At 60.3% G+C, this 20,508-nt stretch carries 25 protein-coding genes and 1 other RNA gene; 12 read left to right on the top strand and 14 right to left on the bottom strand.

Features of this window, described 5'->3' with window-relative positions; all coding sequences use genetic code 11:
* The first annotated feature begins 16 nt into the window (after nucleotides 1-16).
* Both NKJ73_RS12410 and NKJ73_RS12405 read left to right on the top strand, forming a co-directional pair.
* Nucleotides 17-1,501, top strand: coding sequence for a carboxypeptidase M32 (locus NKJ73_RS12410; protein ID WP_352569582.1), 1,485 nt, complete (start codon nucleotides 17-19; stop codon nucleotides 1,499-1,501).
* A 206-nt stretch (nucleotides 1,502-1,707) separates the two neighbouring features.
* Nucleotides 1,708-3,735 (top strand): DUF3857 domain-containing protein, encoded by a 2,028-nt coding sequence (locus tag NKJ73_RS12405; RefSeq protein ID WP_352569581.1) that lies wholly within the window; start codon nucleotides 1,708-1,710, stop codon nucleotides 3,733-3,735.
* 118 nt (nucleotides 3,736-3,853) lie between these two features.
* Here the strand turns inward: NKJ73_RS12405 and NKJ73_RS12400 are convergent, their stop codons facing one another.
* The gene (locus tag NKJ73_RS12400; protein ID WP_352569580.1) at nucleotides 3,854-5,656 is read right to left on the bottom strand and encodes an ABC transporter transmembrane domain-containing protein; all 1,803 of its coding nucleotides are present in this window, start codon (nucleotides 5,654-5,656) and stop codon (nucleotides 3,854-3,856) included.
* Between the two features lie 204 nt (nucleotides 5,657-5,860).
* Here NKJ73_RS12400 and rpmE point away from each other — a divergent pair, with 204 nt between their 5' ends.
* Nucleotides 5,861-6,082, top strand: a complete 222-nt coding sequence (gene rpmE / locus NKJ73_RS12395; protein ID WP_006327661.1) for a 50S ribosomal protein L31 — start codon at nucleotides 5,861-5,863, stop codon at nucleotides 6,080-6,082.
* Between the two features lie 69 nt (nucleotides 6,083-6,151).
* Here the strand turns inward: rpmE and NKJ73_RS12390 are convergent, their stop codons facing one another.
* Entirely contained in the window at nucleotides 6,152-6,793 is a 642-nt protein-coding gene (locus tag NKJ73_RS12390; protein WP_352569579.1) for a TetR family transcriptional regulator, read from the bottom strand.
* A gap of 141 nt (nucleotides 6,794-6,934) precedes the next feature.
* Here NKJ73_RS12390 and NKJ73_RS12385 point away from each other — a divergent pair, with 141 nt between their 5' ends.
* Complete coding sequence (locus tag NKJ73_RS12385) at nucleotides 6,935-7,414, top strand: anthrone oxygenase family protein (RefSeq protein WP_352569578.1); 480 nt, start codon at nucleotides 6,935-6,937, stop codon at nucleotides 7,412-7,414.
* 26 nt (nucleotides 7,415-7,440) lie between these two features.
* On the opposite strand, the gene NKJ73_RS12380 is transcribed toward NKJ73_RS12385, so the two are convergent.
* The 3 genes from NKJ73_RS12380 to NKJ73_RS12370 all read right to left on the bottom strand — a co-directional run bounded on the left by NKJ73_RS12380 (nucleotide 7,441) and on the right by NKJ73_RS12370 (nucleotide 9,060).
* Nucleotides 7,441-7,752 (bottom strand): Rdx family protein, encoded by a 312-nt coding sequence (locus NKJ73_RS12380; protein WP_352569577.1) that lies wholly within the window; start codon nucleotides 7,750-7,752, stop codon nucleotides 7,441-7,443.
* Complete coding sequence (locus NKJ73_RS12375) at nucleotides 7,749-8,498, bottom strand: YebC/PmpR family DNA-binding transcriptional regulator (protein ID WP_352540320.1); 750 nt, start codon at nucleotides 8,496-8,498, stop codon at nucleotides 7,749-7,751. Before NKJ73_RS12375 ends, NKJ73_RS12380 begins: the two co-directional genes overlap by 4 nt.
* 238 nt (nucleotides 8,499-8,736) lie before the next feature.
* The gene (locus NKJ73_RS12370) at nucleotides 8,737-9,060 is read right to left on the bottom strand and encodes an ArsR/SmtB family transcription factor (protein WP_352569576.1); all 324 of its coding nucleotides are present in this window, start codon (nucleotides 9,058-9,060) and stop codon (nucleotides 8,737-8,739) included.
* A 51-nt stretch (nucleotides 9,061-9,111) separates the two neighbouring features.
* Between NKJ73_RS12370 and NKJ73_RS12365 the strand changes: the two genes are divergently transcribed.
* From NKJ73_RS12365 to NKJ73_RS12355, 3 genes are read left to right on the top strand one after another with little or no spacing between them, the layout of a single operon-like run.
* On the top strand, nucleotides 9,112-9,594 hold the full coding sequence (locus NKJ73_RS12365; protein ID WP_352569575.1) for an SRPBCC domain-containing protein: 483 nt from the start codon (nucleotides 9,112-9,114) through the stop codon (nucleotides 9,592-9,594).
* A 16-nt stretch (nucleotides 9,595-9,610) separates the two neighbouring features.
* Nucleotides 9,611-9,973, top strand: coding sequence for a VOC family protein (locus tag NKJ73_RS12360; protein WP_352454915.1), 363 nt, complete (start codon nucleotides 9,611-9,613; stop codon nucleotides 9,971-9,973).
* Between the two features lie 30 nt (nucleotides 9,974-10,003).
* Nucleotides 10,004-10,471: an SRPBCC family protein gene (locus tag NKJ73_RS12355; protein WP_352569574.1), complete on the top strand. Its 468-nt coding sequence runs from the start codon at nucleotides 10,004-10,006 to the stop codon at nucleotides 10,469-10,471.
* A 42-nt stretch (nucleotides 10,472-10,513) separates the two neighbouring features.
* On the opposite strand, the gene NKJ73_RS12350 is transcribed toward NKJ73_RS12355, so the two are convergent.
* The 7 genes from NKJ73_RS12350 to ssrS form a co-directional block, all read right to left on the bottom strand.
* Nucleotides 10,514-10,801: a BrnA antitoxin family protein gene (locus NKJ73_RS12350; protein WP_352450852.1), complete on the bottom strand. Its 288-nt coding sequence runs from the start codon at nucleotides 10,799-10,801 to the stop codon at nucleotides 10,514-10,516.
* On the bottom strand, nucleotides 10,782-11,069 hold the full coding sequence (locus NKJ73_RS12345) for a BrnT family toxin (RefSeq protein ID WP_352569573.1): 288 nt from the start codon (nucleotides 11,067-11,069) through the stop codon (nucleotides 10,782-10,784). The genes NKJ73_RS12350 and NKJ73_RS12345 overlap by 20 nt, the downstream gene beginning before the upstream one ends.
* 53 nt (nucleotides 11,070-11,122) lie before the next feature.
* The gene (locus NKJ73_RS12340; protein WP_352569572.1) at nucleotides 11,123-11,890 is read right to left on the bottom strand and encodes a TerC family protein; all 768 of its coding nucleotides are present in this window, start codon (nucleotides 11,888-11,890) and stop codon (nucleotides 11,123-11,125) included.
* Between the two features lie 70 nt (nucleotides 11,891-11,960).
* Nucleotides 11,961-12,785 carry a TIGR00282 family metallophosphoesterase gene (locus NKJ73_RS12335; protein WP_023678036.1) on the bottom strand — a complete coding sequence of 275 codons (825 nt, stop codon included), beginning with the start codon at nucleotides 12,783-12,785 and terminating at the stop codon, nucleotides 11,961-11,963.
* 54 nt (nucleotides 12,786-12,839) lie between these two features.
* On the bottom strand, nucleotides 12,840-13,361 hold the full coding sequence (locus NKJ73_RS12330) for a DUF3592 domain-containing protein (protein ID WP_352569571.1): 522 nt from the start codon (nucleotides 13,359-13,361) through the stop codon (nucleotides 12,840-12,842).
* A 78-nt stretch (nucleotides 13,362-13,439) separates the two neighbouring features.
* Complete coding sequence (locus NKJ73_RS12325) at nucleotides 13,440-14,024, bottom strand: 5-formyltetrahydrofolate cyclo-ligase (protein WP_352569569.1); 585 nt, start codon at nucleotides 14,022-14,024, stop codon at nucleotides 13,440-13,442.
* A 141-nt stretch (nucleotides 14,025-14,165) separates the two neighbouring features.
* A non-coding RNA gene (ssrS, locus tag NKJ73_RS12320) (6S RNA) lies at nucleotides 14,166-14,321 on the bottom strand.
* 175 nt (nucleotides 14,322-14,496) lie between these two features.
* Here ssrS and NKJ73_RS12315 point away from each other — a divergent pair.
* Nucleotides 14,497-15,336 (top strand): AAA family ATPase, encoded by an 840-nt coding sequence (locus NKJ73_RS12315; RefSeq protein WP_352569568.1) that lies wholly within the window; start codon nucleotides 14,497-14,499, stop codon nucleotides 15,334-15,336.
* A 117-nt stretch (nucleotides 15,337-15,453) separates the two neighbouring features.
* Nucleotides 15,454-15,900 (top strand): GNAT family N-acetyltransferase, encoded by a 447-nt coding sequence (locus NKJ73_RS12310; protein ID WP_023678039.1) that lies wholly within the window; start codon nucleotides 15,454-15,456, stop codon nucleotides 15,898-15,900.
* A 15-nt stretch (nucleotides 15,901-15,915) separates the two neighbouring features.
* Here the strand turns inward: NKJ73_RS12310 and NKJ73_RS12305 are convergent, their stop codons facing one another.
* Nucleotides 15,916-16,896: an RNA-dependent RNA polymerase family protein gene (locus NKJ73_RS12305; protein WP_352569567.1), complete on the bottom strand. Its 981-nt coding sequence runs from the start codon at nucleotides 16,894-16,896 to the stop codon at nucleotides 15,916-15,918.
* Nucleotides 16,897-17,606: 710 nt separating this feature from the next.
* Between NKJ73_RS12305 and NKJ73_RS12300 the strand changes: the two genes are divergently transcribed.
* The 3 genes from NKJ73_RS12300 (at nucleotide 17,607) to msrB (ending at nucleotide 20,133) form a co-directional block, all read left to right on the top strand.
* Nucleotides 17,607-18,797, top strand: a complete 1,191-nt coding sequence (locus tag NKJ73_RS12300; RefSeq protein WP_352569623.1) for a vWA domain-containing protein — start codon at nucleotides 17,607-17,609, stop codon at nucleotides 18,795-18,797.
* A complete protein-coding gene (locus NKJ73_RS12295; protein WP_352569566.1) occupies nucleotides 18,798-19,619 on the top strand; it encodes an MBL fold metallo-hydrolase in 822 nt (273 codons plus the stop codon).
* 109 nt (nucleotides 19,620-19,728) lie between these two features.
* A complete protein-coding gene (gene msrB, locus NKJ73_RS12290) occupies nucleotides 19,729-20,133 on the top strand; it encodes a peptide-methionine (R)-S-oxide reductase MsrB (protein WP_352569565.1) in 405 nt (134 codons plus the stop codon).
* A gap of 3 nt (nucleotides 20,134-20,136) precedes the next feature.
* On the opposite strand, the gene NKJ73_RS12285 is transcribed toward msrB, so the two are convergent.
* Nucleotides 20,137-20,451: a hypothetical protein gene (locus tag NKJ73_RS12285; protein ID WP_023678043.1), complete on the bottom strand. Its 315-nt coding sequence runs from the start codon at nucleotides 20,449-20,451 to the stop codon at nucleotides 20,137-20,139.
* Nucleotides 20,452-20,508 lie beyond the last annotated feature (57 nt).

Below are 20,508 nucleotides of genomic sequence, written 5' to 3'. Positions count from 1 at the left end.
ATCAGCGGAACCCACAATGTCCTTTCAAAAACTCGACGACCTCGGCCACAAGCTCGAAGCGCTGGAACACGCCCTCGCCATCCTCGGCGCCGACGAGGCGACCCATATGGCGGTCGGCGGCGGCGAGAAGCGCGCAGAGGCAATGTCGGCGCTTGCCGGCATGCACCATGCCCGGGCGACTGCGCCGGAGATTGCCGACTGGATCGCGGCGGCCGAGCAGGAGGCGCTGAACGAAGAGCAGCAGGCCGCGGTCAGGGAATTCCGCCGGCAATACACCAACCTGACCTGCCTGCCGGTCGAGTTCGTCGAGCGCCAGACGACCGCGCGCATGCGCTCCGAGCAGCTCTGGCGCGACCTGCGCGCCAAGAACGACTGGGCCGGCTTCCTGCCGGCGCTGGAAGGCGTCGTGGCGCTGGTCCGCGAGGAGGCGGCCCTTCGCGCCGAGGTGCTCGGGCTCGAGCCTTACGACGCGCTGATGGAGCAATATGATCCGGGCAATCGCACCGCCGACATCACGCCTGTGTTTGCCGAGTTGAAGACCTTCCTGAAAGGCTTCGTGCCGGAGGCACTGGCCGTGCAGGAAGAGCGGCTGGCGAAACATCCGCTGAAGCCGCTTTCCGGCACCTACCCCTTGGACAAGCAGCGCGAGCTCGGCCTCGCCATGATGGCGGCAGTCGGCTTCGACCTCACCCACGGCTCGCTGTCGGTTTCGCACCATCCCATCTGCGGCGGCGTGCCGAGCGACGTGCGCATCACCACCCGCTACAAGACCTCGGATTTCCTGTCGGCGCTGATGGGCGTGCTGCACGAGACCGGCCATGCGCTGTACGAGCAGAACCTGCCGAAGGCGTGGGCGCACTGGCCTCTGGGCAGAGCGCGCGGCATGGCGGTGCATGAAAGCCAGAGCCTGTTCGTCGAAAAGCAGATCGGCCGCAATCCAGAATTCTGGCGCTGGGCGCTGCCGGTGGTCGAAAGACACCTCGGCGAGAGCTGGACGATCGACGACATCCTGCCGCATGTACACCGGGTCGAGCGCGGCCTGATCCGCGTCGATGCCGACGAGGTCACCTATCCGCTGCACGTCATCCTGCGCTACGAACTGGAGCAGGAGCTTGTCTCGGGACGGCTGGAAGCAGCCGACCTGCCCGAAGCCTGGGATGCCAAGATGCGCGATTATCTCGGCCTGTCGACATCAGACAATCCGGCTGACGGTCCGATGCAGGACGTCCACTGGCCGGGTGCCGCCTTCGGCTATTTCCCCTCCTACACGCTCGGCGCCATGATGGCGGCGCAGCAATGGGCGGCGCTGACCAGGGATCATCCTTCAGCCGACGAAGACCTCGCCAAGGGAGATTTCGCCGCGATCAACGACTGGCGCCGCAAAAGGATCTGGTCGCAAGGCTCGCGCTGGTCGACACCGGAACTGCTCGAACGCGCTACCGGCGAAAAGCTCGATGCCGCACATTTCACTGACCATCTGAAGAAGCGGTACGGGAACTGAGCCGCTTCGTCTATTCCAGGTTCTTGCCGCGGTGACTGCAGAAATCCGCGAAACTGGCCTTTACTTTGGTGGGAAAGCCTCTGAAAAAGGAGTTCTTCCAAGTTGGGCGAGCGTAGATGTCTGTCTGTTACAGTTTTCATAGGATGAAGTCTTTCTGGCCCCGCTTGGTATTTTTCATCTTATTGATCGGCCTGAGTTCTCCGGCCATGTCCGACGACATGGTTCTCAAGGGTCCGGCAGAAAGCTGGGTAAAGCAGCTTGATATTCCGGCTGCCGATCCCACCCGATCGGATCAAATCAAGAATGGCGTTTCATGGCTGCTCTCGGACGACCAGATCAAGCATCGCGCCGGCGGCTATGTCGAGTACTCGCGCACCGTCTATAAAATCGTCGACCGTCCCGGCCTGGATCGTGGCGCGAGTATCGATCTGCAGTTCGATCCGTCCCGGCACAAGGTCACGCTCAACCATCTTCACATCATCCGCGATGGTGCCGTTTTGGACCGGCTGGAAGGCGTCCAATTCGACATCTTCCGCAGGGAAAGAGACGCCGAGAAAGGCGTCTTCGACGGCTGGCTGACAGCACATGTCAACATCGATGACGTGCGTGCCGGCGACATCGTCGATTACGGGTCGACCTACGAAGTAACACCGCTGGTCGGCAAGGACCTTTTCTTCAAGAATTTCTCCACCGAATGGGAAGAGCCGGTAGCGCTTATCCGCACAAGCATCATTTGGCCTTCGGGCCAGCCGCTCCAGATCAAGACAAGGGGAACCCGACTCAAGCCTTCAATCTCCCCGACTGGGCCGGACACCACCTATCTATGGGAAATTCCAAACCCGAAACCGGTCAATGTCGAGGATAACCTGCCCGTGACCTATCCAGGCTGGGGCTCCATCGATGTCGCGTCTACCGCGAATTGGCAAAGTGTGGTCGATGCCGTTGCGCCCTATTACAAGCCAGCGACCGTTTTTCCCTCGGCTTTTGCCGCAAAGCTCGACGACATCGCTCTGCGGCATCCGGTGCCCGAAGACCGGATGGTCGAGGCAATGCGGTTGGTGCAGGACCAGATTCGCTATGTAAGCCTGTCGATGGGTGCCGGTTCCTACGTTCCACGTGATCCCGCGACGGTTATCCTGAGCGGGTTCGGTGACTGCAAGGACAAGGCCCTGCTGCTGGTTTCGTCGCTTGTGCGGCTTGGCATTGCTGCCGAGGTTGCCTTGGCCGATCTCGACGAGGGGCGGGCTCTGGACCAGCATCTGCCGGCGCTTCGCGATTTCGACCATGCCATCGTCAAGGCAAAGATCGGAGCAAAGACATATTGGCTGGACGCCACGAACTATCTTCAGGGCGGCAGGGCGCACAATCTCGCACAGCCTGACTACGGCTTCGCGCTGCCGCTTTCCAGCACCGGCGGGTTGGAGAAGATGCCGAGCCCTGTGCTTAGCAGCCCATCGATCCAGATCGCCGAGGAATTCGACTTTCCGCGGAAACCGGGCGATTCCCTCGTGCTGACGGTCTTCTCGACATATGAGGACGCCGATGCCGATTGGATGCGCGGCAATTTCGCCAGCCGGTCGCTGAGCGAGGTGTCGGACGCCTACCTGAAATACTACAACAAGCAATATCCGGGCATCCAAACCATCGCCAAGCCGGAAATCGTGGATCGGCGCGACGGCAACATAGTGAGCGTGAAGGAAAGTTATCGCTTGCCGGCGGAGGCGCTGGCGGCCAACGATCTGGCAAAGAATTTCCCGATCCGCGCGGCCGATCTCGGCAACAACTCTCTTCCAACCCCGACAATCGTCGAACGAACCGGGCCCGTCTCCCTCGGCCCCCAGTTCTACCGCCGCCACAAGGTGACCGTGCGCAACCTCAAGGCGAGGTTTTCCGGCGAGTCGATGAAAAACGTCGTGACGCCCTATCTGTCTCTCAAGGCGTCCTGGTCCAACACGCCCACCGAATTGCAAGTTGAATGGAACTTTCAGACGCTGGCGACTGAAGTACCGGCCAAGGCGATTGCCGATTATCTGAAAACCGTCGATGACGTCGCAGACCAGGTTCGCTGGCAGTACGATTTTACCTATGAAGAGCCGCCTGCCGATGTGCAGCTCAGCGATCCGGCAAAGGAGCAGCGACAGACCGTCGCCAGCATGCTTTTGTTGTCGTTGCTTGTCGGCGTTCCCCTGTTCATCGCCTATCGACGCGGCAAACGCCGAGCTTTCGGTAGCTGAAGAATCCCGGCGGCCGCTGGGGACCATGATCCCGAAAAGTGGATGCCGGTTTTCGGAAAAGATCATGGTCAAACAAGAAGATGGAGCCTCATCCCGATTTCATCGGGATGGAGCGATGCTACTCCGCCGCGCCCCTGAAAGCATTCGCCCCGGTATCGAACTGCAGCTTGGCCAGCCGCGCATAGATGCCGCCCTTGGCGACCAGGCTCTGATGCGTGCCTTCCTCGACGATGCGGCCGCCATCCATGACCAGGATGCGATCGGCCTTCAGCACGGTTGCCAGCCGATGGGCGATGACGATCGTGGTGCGGCCCTTCATCAGCCGGTCCAGCGCCGTCTGCACCAGCGTCTCGCTTTCGGCATCGAGCGCCGAGGTCGCCTCGTCGAGCAGCAGGATAGGCGCATCGCGCAGAATCGCGCGGGCGATCGCCACGCGCTGGCGCTGGCCGCCCGACAGCGTCACGCCGCGCTCGCCGACCTGGCTGTCATAGCCCTTTTCGAGTTTCAGGATGAACTCGTCGGCAAGCGCGTCCTTCGCCGCCGCCTCGATCTCGGTCTGGCTGGCGCCAGGTCGGCCAAAGCCGATATTGTCGCGCGCGCTCGCGGCAAAGATGGTGACGTCCTGCGGCACGATGGCGATGCGCGCGCGGATCGCGGCCGGATCGGCCTCGCGCAGATCGACCCCGTCGATGACGATCCTGCCGGCCTCCGGATCGTAGAAGCGCAGAAGCAGCGAAAACACCGTGCTCTTGCCGGCGCCGGATGGCCCGACGATCGCCACCGTCTCACCGGGTTTGACCTGAAAGCTCAGGCCATGGACGGCGGCGCGGTCGGGCCGGGCCGGATAGGAGAAGGAGACATCGTCGAAGCTGATCGCGCCTCTCGCCTTTGCCGGCAGCGGCTTCGGATCGGCGGGCGCCTGGATCGCGGGTTTCTCGGCCAGGATCTCGGTCAGCCGTTCGGCAGCGCCCGCTGCCTGGGACAGTTCGCCCCAGACCTCCGACAGGGCACCGAGCGCGCCGGCGGCGAACACCGAATAGAGCAGGAATTGACCGAGCGTGCCCGGCGACAGCGTGCCGTCGAGCACGTCCCGCGAACCGAACCACAGCACCGCCACGACTGACGAAAAGATCATAAAGATGGCGAAGAAGGTGAGAAAGGAGCGGGCAAAGATCGAGGCCCGCGCCGCTTCGAACGCTGCTTCCACGGCGGATGAAAAATACCCGGTGACAAGCTTCTCGTTGGTGAAGGCCTGCAGGGTGCGCACCGCGCCGATCTGCTCGCTGGCGTAGGCGGTGGCATTGGCCAGAGTATCCTGCGCCAGCCGTGACTTGCGCCGCACCGAGCGGCCGAAGGCGACCAGCGGCAGCACGATTAGCGGAATGGCCGCGATGACCAGGCCGGACAGTTTTGGGCTGGTGAAGACCATCATCGCCACGGCGCCAAGGCCGAGGATGACGTTGCGCAAAGCCACCGAGGCGGTGGCACCGACGGCCGATTTGACCTGTGTCGTGTCGGCGGCGAGCCGCGAGACGATCTCGCCCGACTGGGCTGTATCGAAGAACGAGGGCGACAGGGTGGTGACGTGGGCAAAGACATCGCGGCGGATATCGGCAACGACGCGCTCGCCGAGCGTGATGACGAAATAGTAGCGGCTGGCCGATGCCGCCGCCAGCACGGCGGCCATCACCACCAGCATGGCGAAATATTCGGCAATGAAGCTGGAATCGGAGGCGGAAAAGCCGTGGTCGATCATCCGCCGCACGGCCAGCGGCAGCGCCAGCGTCGTCGCCGCCGCGACGGCCAGAGAGACGATCGCGCCGATGACCATTTTGCGGTAATGGGTGATGTAGGGAAACAGGCGCTGCAGCGGCCTCAGCGAGCGCCTGCGCTCGTCTGCATCGCCGCTGATGTTCGCCATGACCGTTTCCTTTGGCCCTTTGAGGTTTGCGCCATCAATATGCGCTTGCCGCGGCCTTGTGATTCAATTCCGGCTGATGTATAGGCTCGCCGACCGTTTTAGAAGCCGTGGCTCCTCAATAGCTGCGGCTTCGAGTTTTAAAAAGGGGCGCATCGACGCAGGCTTCAGCCCGTCGGCAGCACCCGGCAAGCCAGGAACAGACCCATGAAGACCGATATCCATCCCGACTACCACACCATCAAGGTCGTCATGACCGACGGCACCGAATACATGACCCGTTCGACCTGGGGCAAGGAAGGCGATACGATGAACCTCGATATCGACCCCACCACCCATCCGGCCTGGACTGGCGGCCAGCAGACCCTGCTCGACCGCGGTGGCCGCCTGTCGAAGTTCAAGAAGCGTTTCGAAGGCTTCGGCCTCTAAGCCGCATTGGCGTTTCGCAGATCGAGAAACCCGCCTTCGTGGCGGGTTTTTTATTGCGAAAATACGGCCCTATTCGCCGACCAGCTCGCGCAGCGCCATCCGCTTGTAGGCGGCAACCAGCCTGTCGCCCTCTTGCCGCCCGACCGAGATCGCCAGCCGCATTGCGGCCTCGCCCATCTGCCAGATGAGAAACGCCGTCGTTTCCAGCGCTTCCGGATCGGCGGATGGCCGCAGCCGTTTCAGCACGGCTGTAAGGAATTCGGCGTTGGCCCGGCTATCGGCAAGCTCGAGTTCGCGTAGCGCCTTGTCGGCCTGCGTGCCCGACCAGATGTCGCGCATCACCGGCTCCGCCAGGAACATTCCGTAGTAGATATTCACCAGTTCCGAAAATGCCCGACGCAGGCCGTCGGCGTCATTGACCTCGGCTAGCGCTGCCGCAATGCAGGCCTGGCTTTCGGCGGTGTAGCGTTCGGCCAGCGCCCAGATGATCGCCCTCTTGTCGGGGAAGAACTGGTAGACCGAGCCGATCGACACGCCGGCCCTCTCGGCCACCTCGCCCATGCGCATGGCGTCGCTGCCTTGCTCGGCGATCAGCGCCGAGGCGGCGGCCAGCATGCGCTCGACCCGCTCGCGGCTGCGCTGCTGGCTCGGCGCCCGGCGCGGCGATGCGATCTGCTCGTTGCGGGAACCCGGTGCAGCGGTGCCTTCCATGACTGTCTCCAGACGAACAATCAACAAATTGCCTTGACTCGCAAAATACGAGGGTTTATCACGTTTTGCAAACATGAGGATTATTCACATTTGTGGACGTGCCAATCAAATTGCTCGAACCCCGAAACCGGAGGAACTGATATGATCATGAAACTGCTTCCCACCCTCACCTTCGTCGCTGCCATTGGCTCAGGCGTTGTCGGCGGCGTTTTCTTCGCCTTCTCCAACTTTATCATGCCGGCGCTCGCCCGCTTGCCTGCCGGAGGCGGCATCGCCGCCATGAATTCGATCAACATCACCGTGATTACGCCGGCATTCATGACCGCGCTTTTCGGCACCGGACTGGTCTGCCTTGTCCTTGCCGCCGGCGCTCTTATCGGCTGGAGCCAACCGGGTGCATTCTGGCTCCTCGCCGGCGCCCTGATCTATCTCGTCGGCAACCCGATCGTGACGATGATGTTCAACGTGCCGCTCAACAACGCCCTGGCCGCCGTCGATCCGGCAAGCGCCAACGGCGCCGCCGTGTGGGCCACCTATCTCAAGGACTGGGTGATGTGGAACCATGTCCGCACCATCACCGCCATCCTGGCGCTGGGCTGCTTCATCTTCGCATGGCGGTGAATGCAGGATGGAAGCGTAAAAGGCCTTCAGGCAGGGTCTTTTGGCTTATGGCCCTTGCGATCGGCATGGCCGAGATCGCGATCCGGATCAATGACGTCGCGAACCAGCTGCTTGAGCTTTGCGGCGTCGGGAAAACCGCCGTCACGCTTGCGGTCCCAGACCAGCGTGTCATTGCAGGAAATGGTGAAGATGCCACCGGTGCCGGGCACCAGCGTCACTTCGCCCAGATCGGTGCCGAAGGTCGACAGCAGCTCCTGCGCCATCCAGCCGGCCCTGAGCAGCCACTGGCACTGGGTGCAATAGGTGATGCGGACTGTGGGCAGCGCCTGTTGGATCATGCCGCGCTGAGCTTCGCCAAGGTCTCCTCGTCGACCTCGAAATTGGCGTAGACGCTCTGCACGTCGTCGTCGTCCTCGAGCGTCGCAACCAGCTTCATCAGCGATTGTGCCCGCTCCTCGTCGACCGCGATATTGGTCTGCGGCTTCCAGATCGGCTTCACCGATTCAGCCTCGCCGAGCGCGCCTTCCAGCGCCTTCGACACTTCGCCGAGATTCTCGAAGGCGCAATAGATCGTGTGGCCGTCCTCGTCCGACTGGACATCGTCGGCGCCGGCCTCGATCGCCGCGTCCATCACCTTCTCGGCGCTGCCGGCCGATGCCGGATAGTAGATCTCGCCGACGCGGTCCCACATGAACGATACCGAGCCGGTCTCGCCCATCGCCCCGCCGGCCTTGGTGAAGGCGGCGCGCACATTCGACGCCGAGCGGTTGCGGTTATCGGTTAGCGCCTCGACGATCAGCGCGACGCCGCCTGGCCCGTAACCCTCGTAGCGCACGGCTTCGTAGGTCTCGGCATCGCCCATCGACGCCTTGTTGATGGCGCGCTGGATATTGTCCTTCGGCATCGACACCGCCTTGGCGTTCTGCACCGCAAGGCGCAGGCGCGGGTTCATCGATGGATCGGGCGTGCCGCTCTTGGCGGCGACGGTGATTTCGCGCGCCAGCTTGGAAAACATTTTAGACCGCACCGCATCCTGGCGGCCCTTGCGGTGCATGATGTTCTTGAACTGTGAATGGCCAGCCATGGCACCCCTGTCGTCTTCTCGGCTAGAGCATCTGCCGCCTGGTGAACCACCCGGCATCTTGCAAAAATGCTCGAATTCAAAATTTCAGAACGTCCTGCTGCGTCCCTGACGGACGGACGGCGCTCGCTGTCGGAATGGCCGGCTTATAGATAAATCGGCTCAATTCGTCCAGCCGCGCCATTGCTGCCGGCACGCAAGGCTTTCAAGATCCGAAAATCGGCAGGCTTCGGCAAACCTTTCATCCCTTAAGATCGGATTTCAGCCGGTCGAGGATGCTGATCGCGTGCGTGGCATATTGACTGATCCAGCGGTCGTGGATGTGCTTGATCGGCAGCGCGTTGAGATGGTTCCAGCGTTCGCGCCCCTCGCGCCGCGCCACGACCAGGTCGGCCTCCTCCAGCACCTTCAGGTGCAGCATGACCGTGCAGCGGTCCATGTCGGGGAAGGCATCGCACAACATGCCGGTGGTCTGCGGCGCATCCTTCAGCCGGTCCAGCAACGCACGCCGGCGCGGATGCGCCAGCGCCTTGAAAACATTGTCGTCTCGCGATTGGCTTGACATGTTATATTTCTATAACATATCCTTGAGCCATTCAAGGAAGGAGCTGTGGATATGTCTCTTGGATTCAGGGTTTCTGGCCGCATCGGCAAACCCGTCGCCGAAGTCTTCGATGCGGTCGTCAATCCGAAGAAACTCAGCGGCTACTTCACCACGATCGGCGGCGCCAGCGCACTGCTGGTGGCGGGCGCCACCGTCATCTGGTGGGGCAAGGTTCCCGTCGAGGTAGAGGAGGTGGCCAAGGACAGCCGCATCGTGCTGCGCTGGGATGCCACCGACGCCGACGGCAAGCCAGCCTACAAGACCCGCATCGAGATGAATTTCGAGCCGCTCGACGATGGCGGCACCTTCGTCACCATCGCCGAAACCGGCTGGCACGAGAACGCGGTCGGCCTGAAGAAATCCTACCTCAATTGCGAGGGCTGGTCGCAGATGCTGGCCTGCATGAAGGCCTATGTCGAATACGGCATCAATCTGCGCGACGGCTATTACCGCAGCGAGATGAAGGGCGAGCCGGCTAACGAGAACAACATCTGAGAGCAATGGAGTAAGAATGACCGCGAAGATCACCGGCGGCATCAACATCGCCATGAAAGTCCCGCCGCATCAATACCAGGCGACGATCGCCTTCTATCGCGACGTCATCGGCCTGAAGCCATTCACGGCCAAGCCGCCGGCCGTCGGCTTCGAACTCGGCCCCAATCGCCTGTGGATCGACGAAGCGCCGACGCTTAGCCAGGCCGAGATCTGGCTGGAACTGTTCACCGATGATTTTCCAGGCGCTGCGGACCATCTCGCCAAGGCCGGCGTCGTGCGCTGCGATGCCATTGAGGCACTGGGTGAAGGCTTTCGCGGCGGCTGGATCACCAATCCGGCCAACATCATTCACCTCGTGCGCGAACCCGATGCCTGGTGAACAGGGCGGCGCCGTGGAAAGGAGGACGCTATGAAAATCCGTGAAACACCGACCGCCGAAGCCGGCATGCTGATAAGGCGGCCGGTCGCCGACGTATTCGAAGCCTTCGTCGATCCGGCGATCACGACGAAATTCTGGTTCACCCATGGCAGCGACAGGTTGGACAGCGGCAAGGAAATCAGTTGGGAATGGCGCATGTATGGCGTCTCGACGACGGTCAATGTCAGTGAGATCGTCGATAACAAGAAGATCGTCATGCAATGGAGCGATCCGCCGACCACCGTAGTGTGGACTTTCGCCGAGATGCCGGGCGGCACGACCTTTGTCGAGGTCCGCAATTCCGGCTTTGTCGGCAGCCCCGATGAGCAGGTCAAGCAGGCGATCGGCTCGACCGGCGGTTTTGCGCTGGTGCTCGCCGGCGCCAAGGCGTGGCTGGAGCAAGGCGTGATGCTCGGCCTGATCGGCGACCGCCACCCGAAGGACGTTCCAGCAAATTAAGTAACGGCGAGCCAAGATCGGCTGGCAACAGACCGCGAATGCTCAGGAACGCCGCTTTTCCTGCTCTAGCACATGACGGCGGAGCACGCGGTTGATCTCCGTTTGATAGCCACCGCCTTCGACATGCTCCTTGAACCAGGACAGCACATCAGCGTCAAGCCGAATGGTCACCGGCTGCTTTAGTGGCCGGTAGAGGTGCCCTCGGCGAGCATGAACCCAATTCTCGGCCGAAGTTTCCGGAATGTCGGACGTGTCAATTTCGCTGTCAGGCAAATCTGCCAAATTGGCGAGCTGGTTGCGCTGATCTTGGCTAAGTTCCTTCCTGCTCATAGCGCCTCCTTTCATGCGGCGTTGCTTTCCGGGCACCGACAATCCGAATTCGTTCCTCATCTTCGAGATCGGGATAAGTGTGAACAACGAGCAGTACCACCAGCCCTTGGATCATCCCGATCGCATGCCACCTTTGCTCGCCATCTTCAAACCGGTCAGGCACAATCAGATGAAGCGGATCCTTGAAGACATCTTCGGCGAGATCGAACGCAACACCATGCTTGGCACGGTTGCGCTTGGCCTTCTCGGGATCCCATTCAAATCGCAATATGGCGGCACCGTTATTTACAAAATTGTACGCACAATTCTGTAAGAGTCAAGTCAATGCCCGCCCCCGCCCTTTGCCTTCTTCCGCCGCCGAGCCAGCATGTTGAGCCCTTCGACCAAGGCCGAAAAACCCATGGCGGCGTAGATGTAGCCTTTCGGCACGTGGTAACCCATGCCGTCGGCGATCAGCGTCATGCCGATCATCAGCAGGAAGCCGAGCGCCAGCATGACGATGCTGGGGTTCCTGGCGATGAAATCGGCCAGCGGCCCGGCCGCCAGCATCATCACGCTCACCGCCACGATCACCGCGATGTACATGATCGCGATTTCGTCGGTCATGCCGACGGCGGTGATGATCGAGTCGATCGAGAAGACGAGGTCGAGCAGCAATATCTGGAAAATCGCGCCGGCCAGCGAAAGCTGCAGCGTCTCGCCCATCATGGTGTCCTGGTGATCATCGAGATCGACCGTGTGGTGGATCTCCTTGGTCGCCTTCCAGACGAGAAACAGGCCGCCGGCGATCAGGATCAGGTCGCGCCATGAAAACCCGTGGCCGAAGGCGGTGAATATCGGCGTCGTCAGTTGGACGATGATCGAGATGGTGGCCAGCAGGATCAGCCGCATCACCAGCGCGGCCGAGATGCCGAGCCGCCGGGCGCGGGCCCGCTGCGCTACCGGCAATTTGTTGGTCAGGATCGAGATGAAGATCAGATTGTCGATGCCGAGCACGACTTCCAGCACGATCAGCGTCAGCAGCGCGACCCATGCCGTCGGGTCGGAGACAAAGGCGAGATGCGGCGCCAGGAATTCGACTAGCTGCATGGAGGTCGTCCCCTCTACGATCTAGAGCAGTTTCGCCGGCAATTGGGTATTGCAAGCGTCTATATCAATGTCACGACCAGAAGGATGGAGCCGTTTCCTCCAGCCGCGGGCCGCGGCGAAACGGCGCGATCCGTTCGGTCAGGCCGCTACGGTCGGAAATGTCGACGCCGACGCCGCACAATGTCGCCGGTCCGGTCGACGCCTCGAAGCGGCCTTTCGGCACCTTGGACAAGAACCGGTTGAGCGGCTCCTCCTTGTCCATGCCGAGCGAGGAATCGTAATCGCCGCACATGCCGGCATCGGAAATATAACCGGTGCCGCCATTGAGGATCTGGTGATCGCCGGTCGGCTGATGCGTATGGGTGCCGACAACAAGGCTGGCACGGCCGTCGACGAAATGAGCGAAGCACATTTTTTCCGAGGTCGCCTCGGCATGGAAATCGATGACGATCGCATCGGCCTGCTCGCCAAGCGGACAAGCGGCAAGTTCGCGCTCGCCGGCCTGGAACGGATCGTCGAGCTCGGGATGCATGAACACCCGGCCCATGATGTTGGCGACCAGCACGCGCGCGCCGTTCCTGGCGATGTAGACGCCTGAGCCGCGCCCCGGCGTACCCTTGGGGAAATTGGACGGACGCAGGAAGCGCTCTTCGCGCGGCGCGAAAATCAGCGCATCGCGCTGGTCCCAGACGTGGTTGCCGGTGGTGACGACATCGGCGCCGGCCGAGATCGTCTCACGAAAAATTTCCTCGGTGATGCCGAAGCCTCCGGCGGCGTTCTCGCCATTGACGATGACGAAGTCGAGCTTGAAATCCGAAATCAGGCCGGGCAGCTGTTCCCACACCGCCGTACGTCCTGTCTTGCCGACCATGTCGCCGAGAAAGAGAAGTCTCATGCGCACTTCTATCCAGAGCCATGGACGCTAGGCAAGCGGTACCCGCGATTGGTTCTAATGTCGGCCGAAAGTGGCGCGCTGCCGTTGCGGCTTTGCGCTCGCGCCCGCTGCGCGAACGGGCGATGGCGTCATAGGCGACGGCGGATTCCGTCCGCGTAGCCAGAAGAACCAGACGTAGAAGGCGATGAAACCGCCGGTGACGACAAGCAGCAACAGCCCGCCACGCCAGCCTTTCATTGCGGCGGTATCGAGGTTCGATGGATCGGCAGGGTCGTAGTACAATTCTACCTTGTCGCCCATGGACGCACTGTAAAGACCGATAATTTTTCCCTTTCCGGACCAGGTCATCGGCGCGTCGTTGACCACATAGGTGACGGCGACATCGATGCCATCCGTGGTGAGGCCGTTTTCCTGCGTTTCGGTGTAGGGATCGACATCCGTCACCGTGGCGACCGTCTGATGCCAGGCGGCTTTGTGATGCAGCGTGGTCCCGATGACGTGCAATCCCATCGCAAACAGCGCTACCGCGATCAGGGCGAACGGCATCAAGAGGAATCGCATAAAGACAAAAGCCATCGCGCCATCGACCCGGATTGTATTGCAGAAACACTATCCTGATATGTCTTGGAAACGCGTTAAGCGGATCGGAACATTTTAAGGGATACCGAACCGGCGCAACCCGCTCTCGGTGAGTATTTCCGGAATGATCACGTCATGCGGCTCGTCCGGCACCAGGGCCACCTCCTGGCAGTCGAAGGCAATGCCGATCAGCCGCGGCTGCTGCCCCTTGTCGGCCAGCCGCGCGATCGCCCGGTCGTAATAGCCGGCGCCGTAACCGATGCGGTGGCCGCGCGCATCGAAGGCGGCGAGCGGCACCAGCATGACCTGGGGGTCGAGTACCTCGGCTTCCTCATGCGGCCCGACGGTGCCGAAGCCCATGTCGATCATCGGCGCGCCACGCACCAGCTCGCGAAAGACGATGGTGGTCTTGTCCAGAATGGCCGGCAGGCAGAGCCTTGCCCCCTTCTCGCGCAAGGCAAACATCAGCGGCCGGACGTCGACTTCCGAGCGCATCGGCCAGAAGCCTGAGACGATCTGGCCCGGCTCGACCGTGATCCGGTCGCGCGCCGTCTCGGCCATTTCGAGTGCTGCCTCCACCCGCCAGAAAGGATCGAGCGCGTCGCGGCGCCCGAGGGCTTGGTTGCGGAGATTTTTTTTCAGGTCTTTTGGGGATGTCATGCGCCGACGCTAGAAAAGGTCAGATTTGAATGGAGTTTTACGAGCGACGTTTTGGAGGAGCGGGGCGAACTTTTCGTTCGTGAGAGCACCGCACAAAGCGGCGCGACGACAAGATCCGCCAGACATGGCCTTTTCGATAGGTGACGATCCACACAACCGGTGGAGAGAGCGATCCCGGGAACCTACAAAGTAGGTGGGCGCCGTATGAGAAAACCCACGGGTCTTCCCAGGGACAGCTCCCTAGGGATCATTAAGGCCCCGGGGAAAATGTTCTCCTGCCGGGAAGCGCAGACCGTCTCCGCCAATATAGGCAGACGGCAGACCAAGCGCCAGAGAGACGACATGTTTCGAGTCTTAAATCGACGCAGAACCGCTCGACGAGGTCGCGCCGGCAAGATCCCCGCTTTGCCAGCGGCGCCTTGCACAGCGAAGGCCGCGTCCTTAGGGTCGCGCGATGAACCCGGGAGCAAAAATGCGTTTCGAAGGCACGGCAGCCTATGTTGCCGACAAGGATCTGATGGTGGCGGTCAACGCGGCGATCGCGCTGGAGCGGCCGTTGCTGGTCAAGGGCGAGCCCGGTACCGGCAAGACCGAACTTGCCCGCCAGGTGGCGGCGGCGCTCGGCCTGGATCTGATCGAATGGCACGTCAAATCGACCACGCGGGCGCAGCAGGGCCTCTATGAATATGATGCCGTCTCGCGGCTGCGCGACAGCCAACTCGGCGACGAGCGCTTCAACGACATCCGCAATTACATCAAGCGCGGCAAGCTGTGGGACGCCTTTGCTGCCGGCAAGAAAGTCGTGCTTCTGATCGACGAGATCGACAAGGCCGATATCGAGTTCCCCAACGATCTGTTGCAGGAACTGGATCGGATGGAGTTCTTCGTCTACGAGACCGGCGAGACCATCCGTGCCACCGTCCGGCCGATCGTCATCATCACCTCCAACAACGAAAAAGAGCTGCCGGACGCCTTCCTGCGCCGCTGCTTCTTCCACTACATCCGCTTTCCCGACGTCGAGACGCTGCACAAAATCGTCGACGTGCACTATCCCGGCATCAAGCAGAACCTGGTGCGCGCCGCACTCACGCAATTCTATGAAATCCGTGACGTGCCGGGCCTCAAGAAGAAGCCGTCGACCTCCGAGGCACTCGACTGGATCCGCCTGCTGGTCGCCGACGACATCGCGCCCGAAGACCTGCGCGCCGACCCGAAGAACGCGCTGCCGAAACTGCACGGCGCCTTGCTGAAGAACGAACAGGACGTGCATCTGTTCGAGCGCCTGGCTTTCATGGCGAGACGGCAGGGGTGAGGGGCCGGTCGGCCGGAAGCCCACGAAGTCACCGGACAGCGCTTTCCCGGTGCTGGACCGTTGCCTCTAGCCGGGCACGGAGGCAGCTTCGGGTTGCCGAGTTCAGAGGGAAACGAAATGACCGAGATCACCGTCCGCCCATTGGCGCAATCCGACCATACCAACTGGCGGCGTCTGTGGACCGCCTACCTCACCTTTTACGAAACCAAGCTGCCGGAAGAGGTTTACGCCGTCACCTGGAAGCGGCTGTTCACGGCGGGCGAGTTCGAGCCGAAGGGTTTCATCGCCACCCTCGACGGCAAGGCCGTCGGCCTGACGCACTATCTCTACCATCGCTCCTGCTGGTCGCAGATAAACAACTGTTATCTGCAGGACCTGTTCGCCGACCCCGATGTGCGCGGCAAGGGCGTCGGCGCCGCCCTGATCGAAGCGGTCAAGCAGGAAGCCGGCAAGATCGGCGTCAAGAACGTCTACTGGATGACCCACGAGACCAACACCACCGCACGCAAGCTCTACGACCACGTGGCGCGCAGGACCGGCTTCATCGAATACGATCTGTTGTGATGAGAGCGCATACTGTCAAAATTCTAGATCATCGATGTCAAAATCAACATCATCGTCATCGTCGTCATAGCCGTAGCGAGAGCGGCTAATCGCCCGCACCTTGTTTACACGGACAGCCTCGATATGCTTCTCAAAATCGATTAACCGGAGGTTTCGATCCGACAGATGCTCAAATTCTGGCGCCAATGATCCGCCAAAAGGCGCCTTAGAAACACCAGAAGTCCGGGAAACAATCGCAGATAGCCAATTTTGATCGTCAGATGGCAATCGAGCGCCCAAATTGATTCCAGGACCATAAAGGCATCTGCCGTCGCCATACGCGGCAATTATTATCGCTCTAATATGAGCATTTTCCAGCTTGCCGGTTCTCTCTATAAGATCCTTGCTATGCTTAAGGCCGCACGTAAAAAGGAGCCAAAGGCACCAAACAATTTCATGATGATGGCTATAAGACGAATGCTTTGCGATTAACGTCGATATGACCTCTGACCAGCCGTCCACATCTAAATCTTCACCAATAGCATAACGCTTTGCTACAAGTAAAAATGCATAATATATTGAATGCGGGAAATGCTGAACTATTCTTTGAAGCTTTGGCTCTATTATGTTCCATGTATCTTTCTTGTAAACTTTCGCTTTATCTAGTTTTCGTAAAGCGATTTTAAGGGGGCTTTCGGAGCCCATGTCCTTTGACATCTGATAGGAACTGTCGAGCAGGTATGCTACCTTATCCGATTCAAGCTCCCCCCACTTTTCAACACCGAACCCTCGTAATCTTTGTGCCCACAGGTCGTCAATTGGAGACAGGCCGTTCAAAATTCCGGTTTTTGGATCGTTAAGTTGCAATTCATAGTCCAGCAATACCTCTCTTAGATGAGATAAGACAACGCTGGCGTCAGACTCGCTTCTAACTCCAATATAAAAATCATCGACATGCCGAATGGCCCCGACAATTAGATGCTGAGCTCGCTCGTTAAGGCTTTGTCTATCTGACATCCAATGAATTCGGCTATCAAACGATATGCGTCCGGGCCAATTAGAATACCGCGCGTCTGCTCCCTTTGAGATTGCTGCACGAACCAGTCGAGTGCATTGAACCTATTTTTCTTTGATTTTGGGTCCCTATCCAGCTTAGACGCCTCTGTCCCATGCGCGATCCACGGTATTGAGTGCCTGTATATGCTGGAAAAATACTGAGATATGTCAGTCTTAAGGATGTATGGAGCGTATCTAATTCGCTTAGCGGTCTGGTCTGATAACTCGCTGAGAGAGGCTACTATGACGGATCGATCGTCATCCTTGCCCCCAATCTTTGGGCTACTCAGGCTATATGGAGAAAGGTTGAATTGTTTTTCAAACTTTTTCCAGTTTGCAGAGACAAACTCACAAATACTAAAGTACGTTATAGGATTTGGCGTCGCATAAGCCCGACGATTTCGATCGTGTTTCGTGCCGACATACCGAATATAGGCGGTGGACCGCTTTTTATAAAATTTTCTAGTATTAAGCTCTCCCACCAATCCAATTAGAGATCTATTTAAGTCCGCACTATCGAAGCAAGGCGGAAGGGTTTCAGGGAAAAGGCCTTTGCTCAGTAGGGTTCTTCTCAAAGACATGAATTCACGACAAAATGCCCTATAACCGGATAGCCTCGTTCGAGGTTATCGTAAATGACAGCCAGCATTCAATCTAATACATTCATTTTCATGTTCATCCCCTTCTTCCTCGAACTGAAGGCAGCGCGGGTTCCGGTCTCGCTCCGCGAATATCTGTCGCTGCTGGAGGGGCTGGAGGCCGGGCTGGTCGACTATGATGTCGAGGGCTTTTACTATCTCGCCCGCGCCGCTCTGGTGAAGGACGAGCGCCACATCGACCGCTTCGACCAGGTCTTTTCGCACATCTTCAAAGGTGTCGAGGCGCTGGCTGGCGAAAACGCGGTCGATGTCGCAAACATCCCGGAGGAATGGCTGCGGAGGCTCGCTGAAAAGCACCTCTCCGACGAGGAAAAAAAACTTGTCGAGGCGCTGGGCGGCTTCGGAAAGCTGATGGAGACGCTGAAGAAGCGGTTGGAGGAGCAAAAGGGCCGGCATCAGGGCGGTTCGAAATGGATCGGCACCGGCGGCACCTCGCCCTTCGGCGCCTATGGCTACAATCCCGAAGGCGTGCGCATCGGCCAGCACGAGAGCCGCAACCGCCGCGCGGTAAAAGTCTGGGACAGGCGCGAGTTCAGGAATTTCGACGATGCCGTCGAACTCGGCACCCGCAACATCAAGGTCGCGCTGAAGCGCTTGCGCCGCTGGGTGCGCGAAGGCGCCGAAGAGGAATTCGACCTGTCCGGCACCATCCACGCCACCGCCGAACACGGTTATCTTGACGTTAAGACACAACCCGAACGTCGCAATGCGGTCAAGCTTCTGATGTTCTTCGATGTTGGCGGCTCGATGGATGACCACATCAGGAGCGTCGAGGAGCTGTTTTCGGCTGCCCGCGCCGAATTCCGCCAGCTCGAATATTTCTACTTCCACAACTGCCTCTACGAAGGCGTGTGGAAGGACAATCGCCGCCGCCATGCCGAGGTGATTCCGACCTTCGATCTCCTGCATAAATATGGCCCCGACTACAAGGTGATCGTCGTCGGCGACGCCTCGATGAGCCCCTATGAGATCGCCCATCCCGGCGGCTCGGTCGAGCACTGGAACAAGGAGGCCGGTGCCGTCTGGCTCGGCCGGCTGCTGCAGCAATGGCCGAACGCCATTTGGCTCAATCCGGAAGGCGCGAAGAACTGGGGCTATACCCATTCGATTGCCATGATCCGCGATATCTTTGGCGGCCGCATGTTTCCGCTGACGCTCGCCGGCCTCGAAGCCGCGACGAAGCAACTTTCAAGGAAGCACTGAATGGATCCACGCAAAACAGGACGGTCGACCTGTTTCCTTTGCCTGCAATGCGGTGTCCAGTTCGCGGCAACAGCGACGCCGCCGCGACATTGCCCGATCTGCGAGGACGAGCGGCAATATGTGCGCTGGGAGGGCCAGGCCTGGATCACGCCGGAAGAGCTCGCCGCCGGCCATCGGATCATGATGAGGGATGACGCCGGCGTGCTCGCCTTCGGCATCGAGCCGCGCTTCGCTATCGGCCAGCGCGCATTGCTGGCGCAAACGCCGCACGGCAATGTGCTGTGGGACTGTATCTCGATGGTCAGCGACGAGGCGGTGGCGGAGATCAACCGCCGGGGCGGCCTGGCCGCCATCGCCATTTCGCACGGCCATTATTATTCGGCAATGGTCGAATGGAGCGCGGCGTTTGGCGGCGTGCCGATTTATCTGCACGCCGATGATCGTCAGTGGATCATGCGGCCGCATCCGGCAATCATCAGTTGGGAGGGCGAGATGCGCGCCATAAACCCGTCGCTGACGCTCATCCGCTGCGGCGGCCACTTTGCCGGTGGCCAGGTGCTGCACTGGAAGCGCGATGCCGGCAATGCCATCCTGGCCGGCGACATCCTGCAGGTGACGCCGACCCGCCGTCATGTCAGCTTCATGTACAGCTATCCGAACTATATCCCGCTCAACGCGACGAAGGTGCACGGCATCAAGGCCGCGCTGGAGCCTTTCGCGTTCGACCATATCTACGGCGCATGGTGGAACCAGAACGTCATCGGAGATGCAAAGGCGGCATTTTCAGCATCGGTTGCGCGCTATCTCGCGGCCATCGCCTGAGGAATTCTTTGCAACGGGATTGGAAATACGGGCAAACGCCGTAACAAATGCCTATTTCAGGCGAAGTTGGGAAGGCAACCCAAATAGCGAGATAAGCTAAGAGGAAAAAATGGACAGCCACACCTACCCCGTTACCCGCACCGATGCCGAATGGCGCGCCCGGCTGACGCCCGAGCAATATGCGGTGATGCGCAACCACGGCACCGAGCGGCCGGGAAGCTGCGCCCTGCTGCACGAGAAGCGCGCCGGCACCTTCTCCTGCGTCGGCTGCGACCAGCCCTTGTTTGAATCCAAGCTGAAATTCGAGAGCGGCACCGGTTGGCCGAGCTTCAACGACCCAGTGCCGGGTTCGCTCGAGACCACCGTCGACCGCAGCTATGGCATGGTCCGCACCGAGTGCCATTGCGCCCGCTGCGGCAGCCATCTCGGCCATGTCTTCGACGACGGCCCGCCGCCGACCGGTCTGCGCTATTGCATCAACGGCGTGGCGCTCAAATTCGATCCGGCCGCCTGATCGTCAGGCCACAACCACCAGGATCAGCCACAACGTGGCGCCAAGCGTCATCAGCGAGGCCATGACGCCACTCGATTTTCCGGCAGTTCGCCAAACGGCAAAGGTCAGGAAGATATTGTAGGGCACCGGCGCGAAATGCACCGCCAGGACTAGCGCAAGCGGCAGCTTCAGCCCGAGCAGAATGAGTGCCGCCACCGACGACGCGACGTTGATCGCTGTGCCGACAACGACCAGGTCGCGCCAGAACAGCCGATCGAGCGGCACGCCGCCGAACCAGCGTGAGCGGAAGAAGGCGGCAACGCGCGACATGATCGTCATCGATCGACCGGCTCCCTCGCTCTGCTCACCAGAGCGATTCTAAGGATTGCGTCTGGA

Origin of the sequence: Mesorhizobium sp. M0074 (assembly GCF_040322975.1) — a bacterium.
In the GTDB taxonomy this organism is placed as follows: Bacteria; Pseudomonadota; Alphaproteobacteria; order Rhizobiales; family Rhizobiaceae; genus Mesorhizobium.
This window is presented reverse-complemented; position numbering and strand designations above follow the sequence as displayed.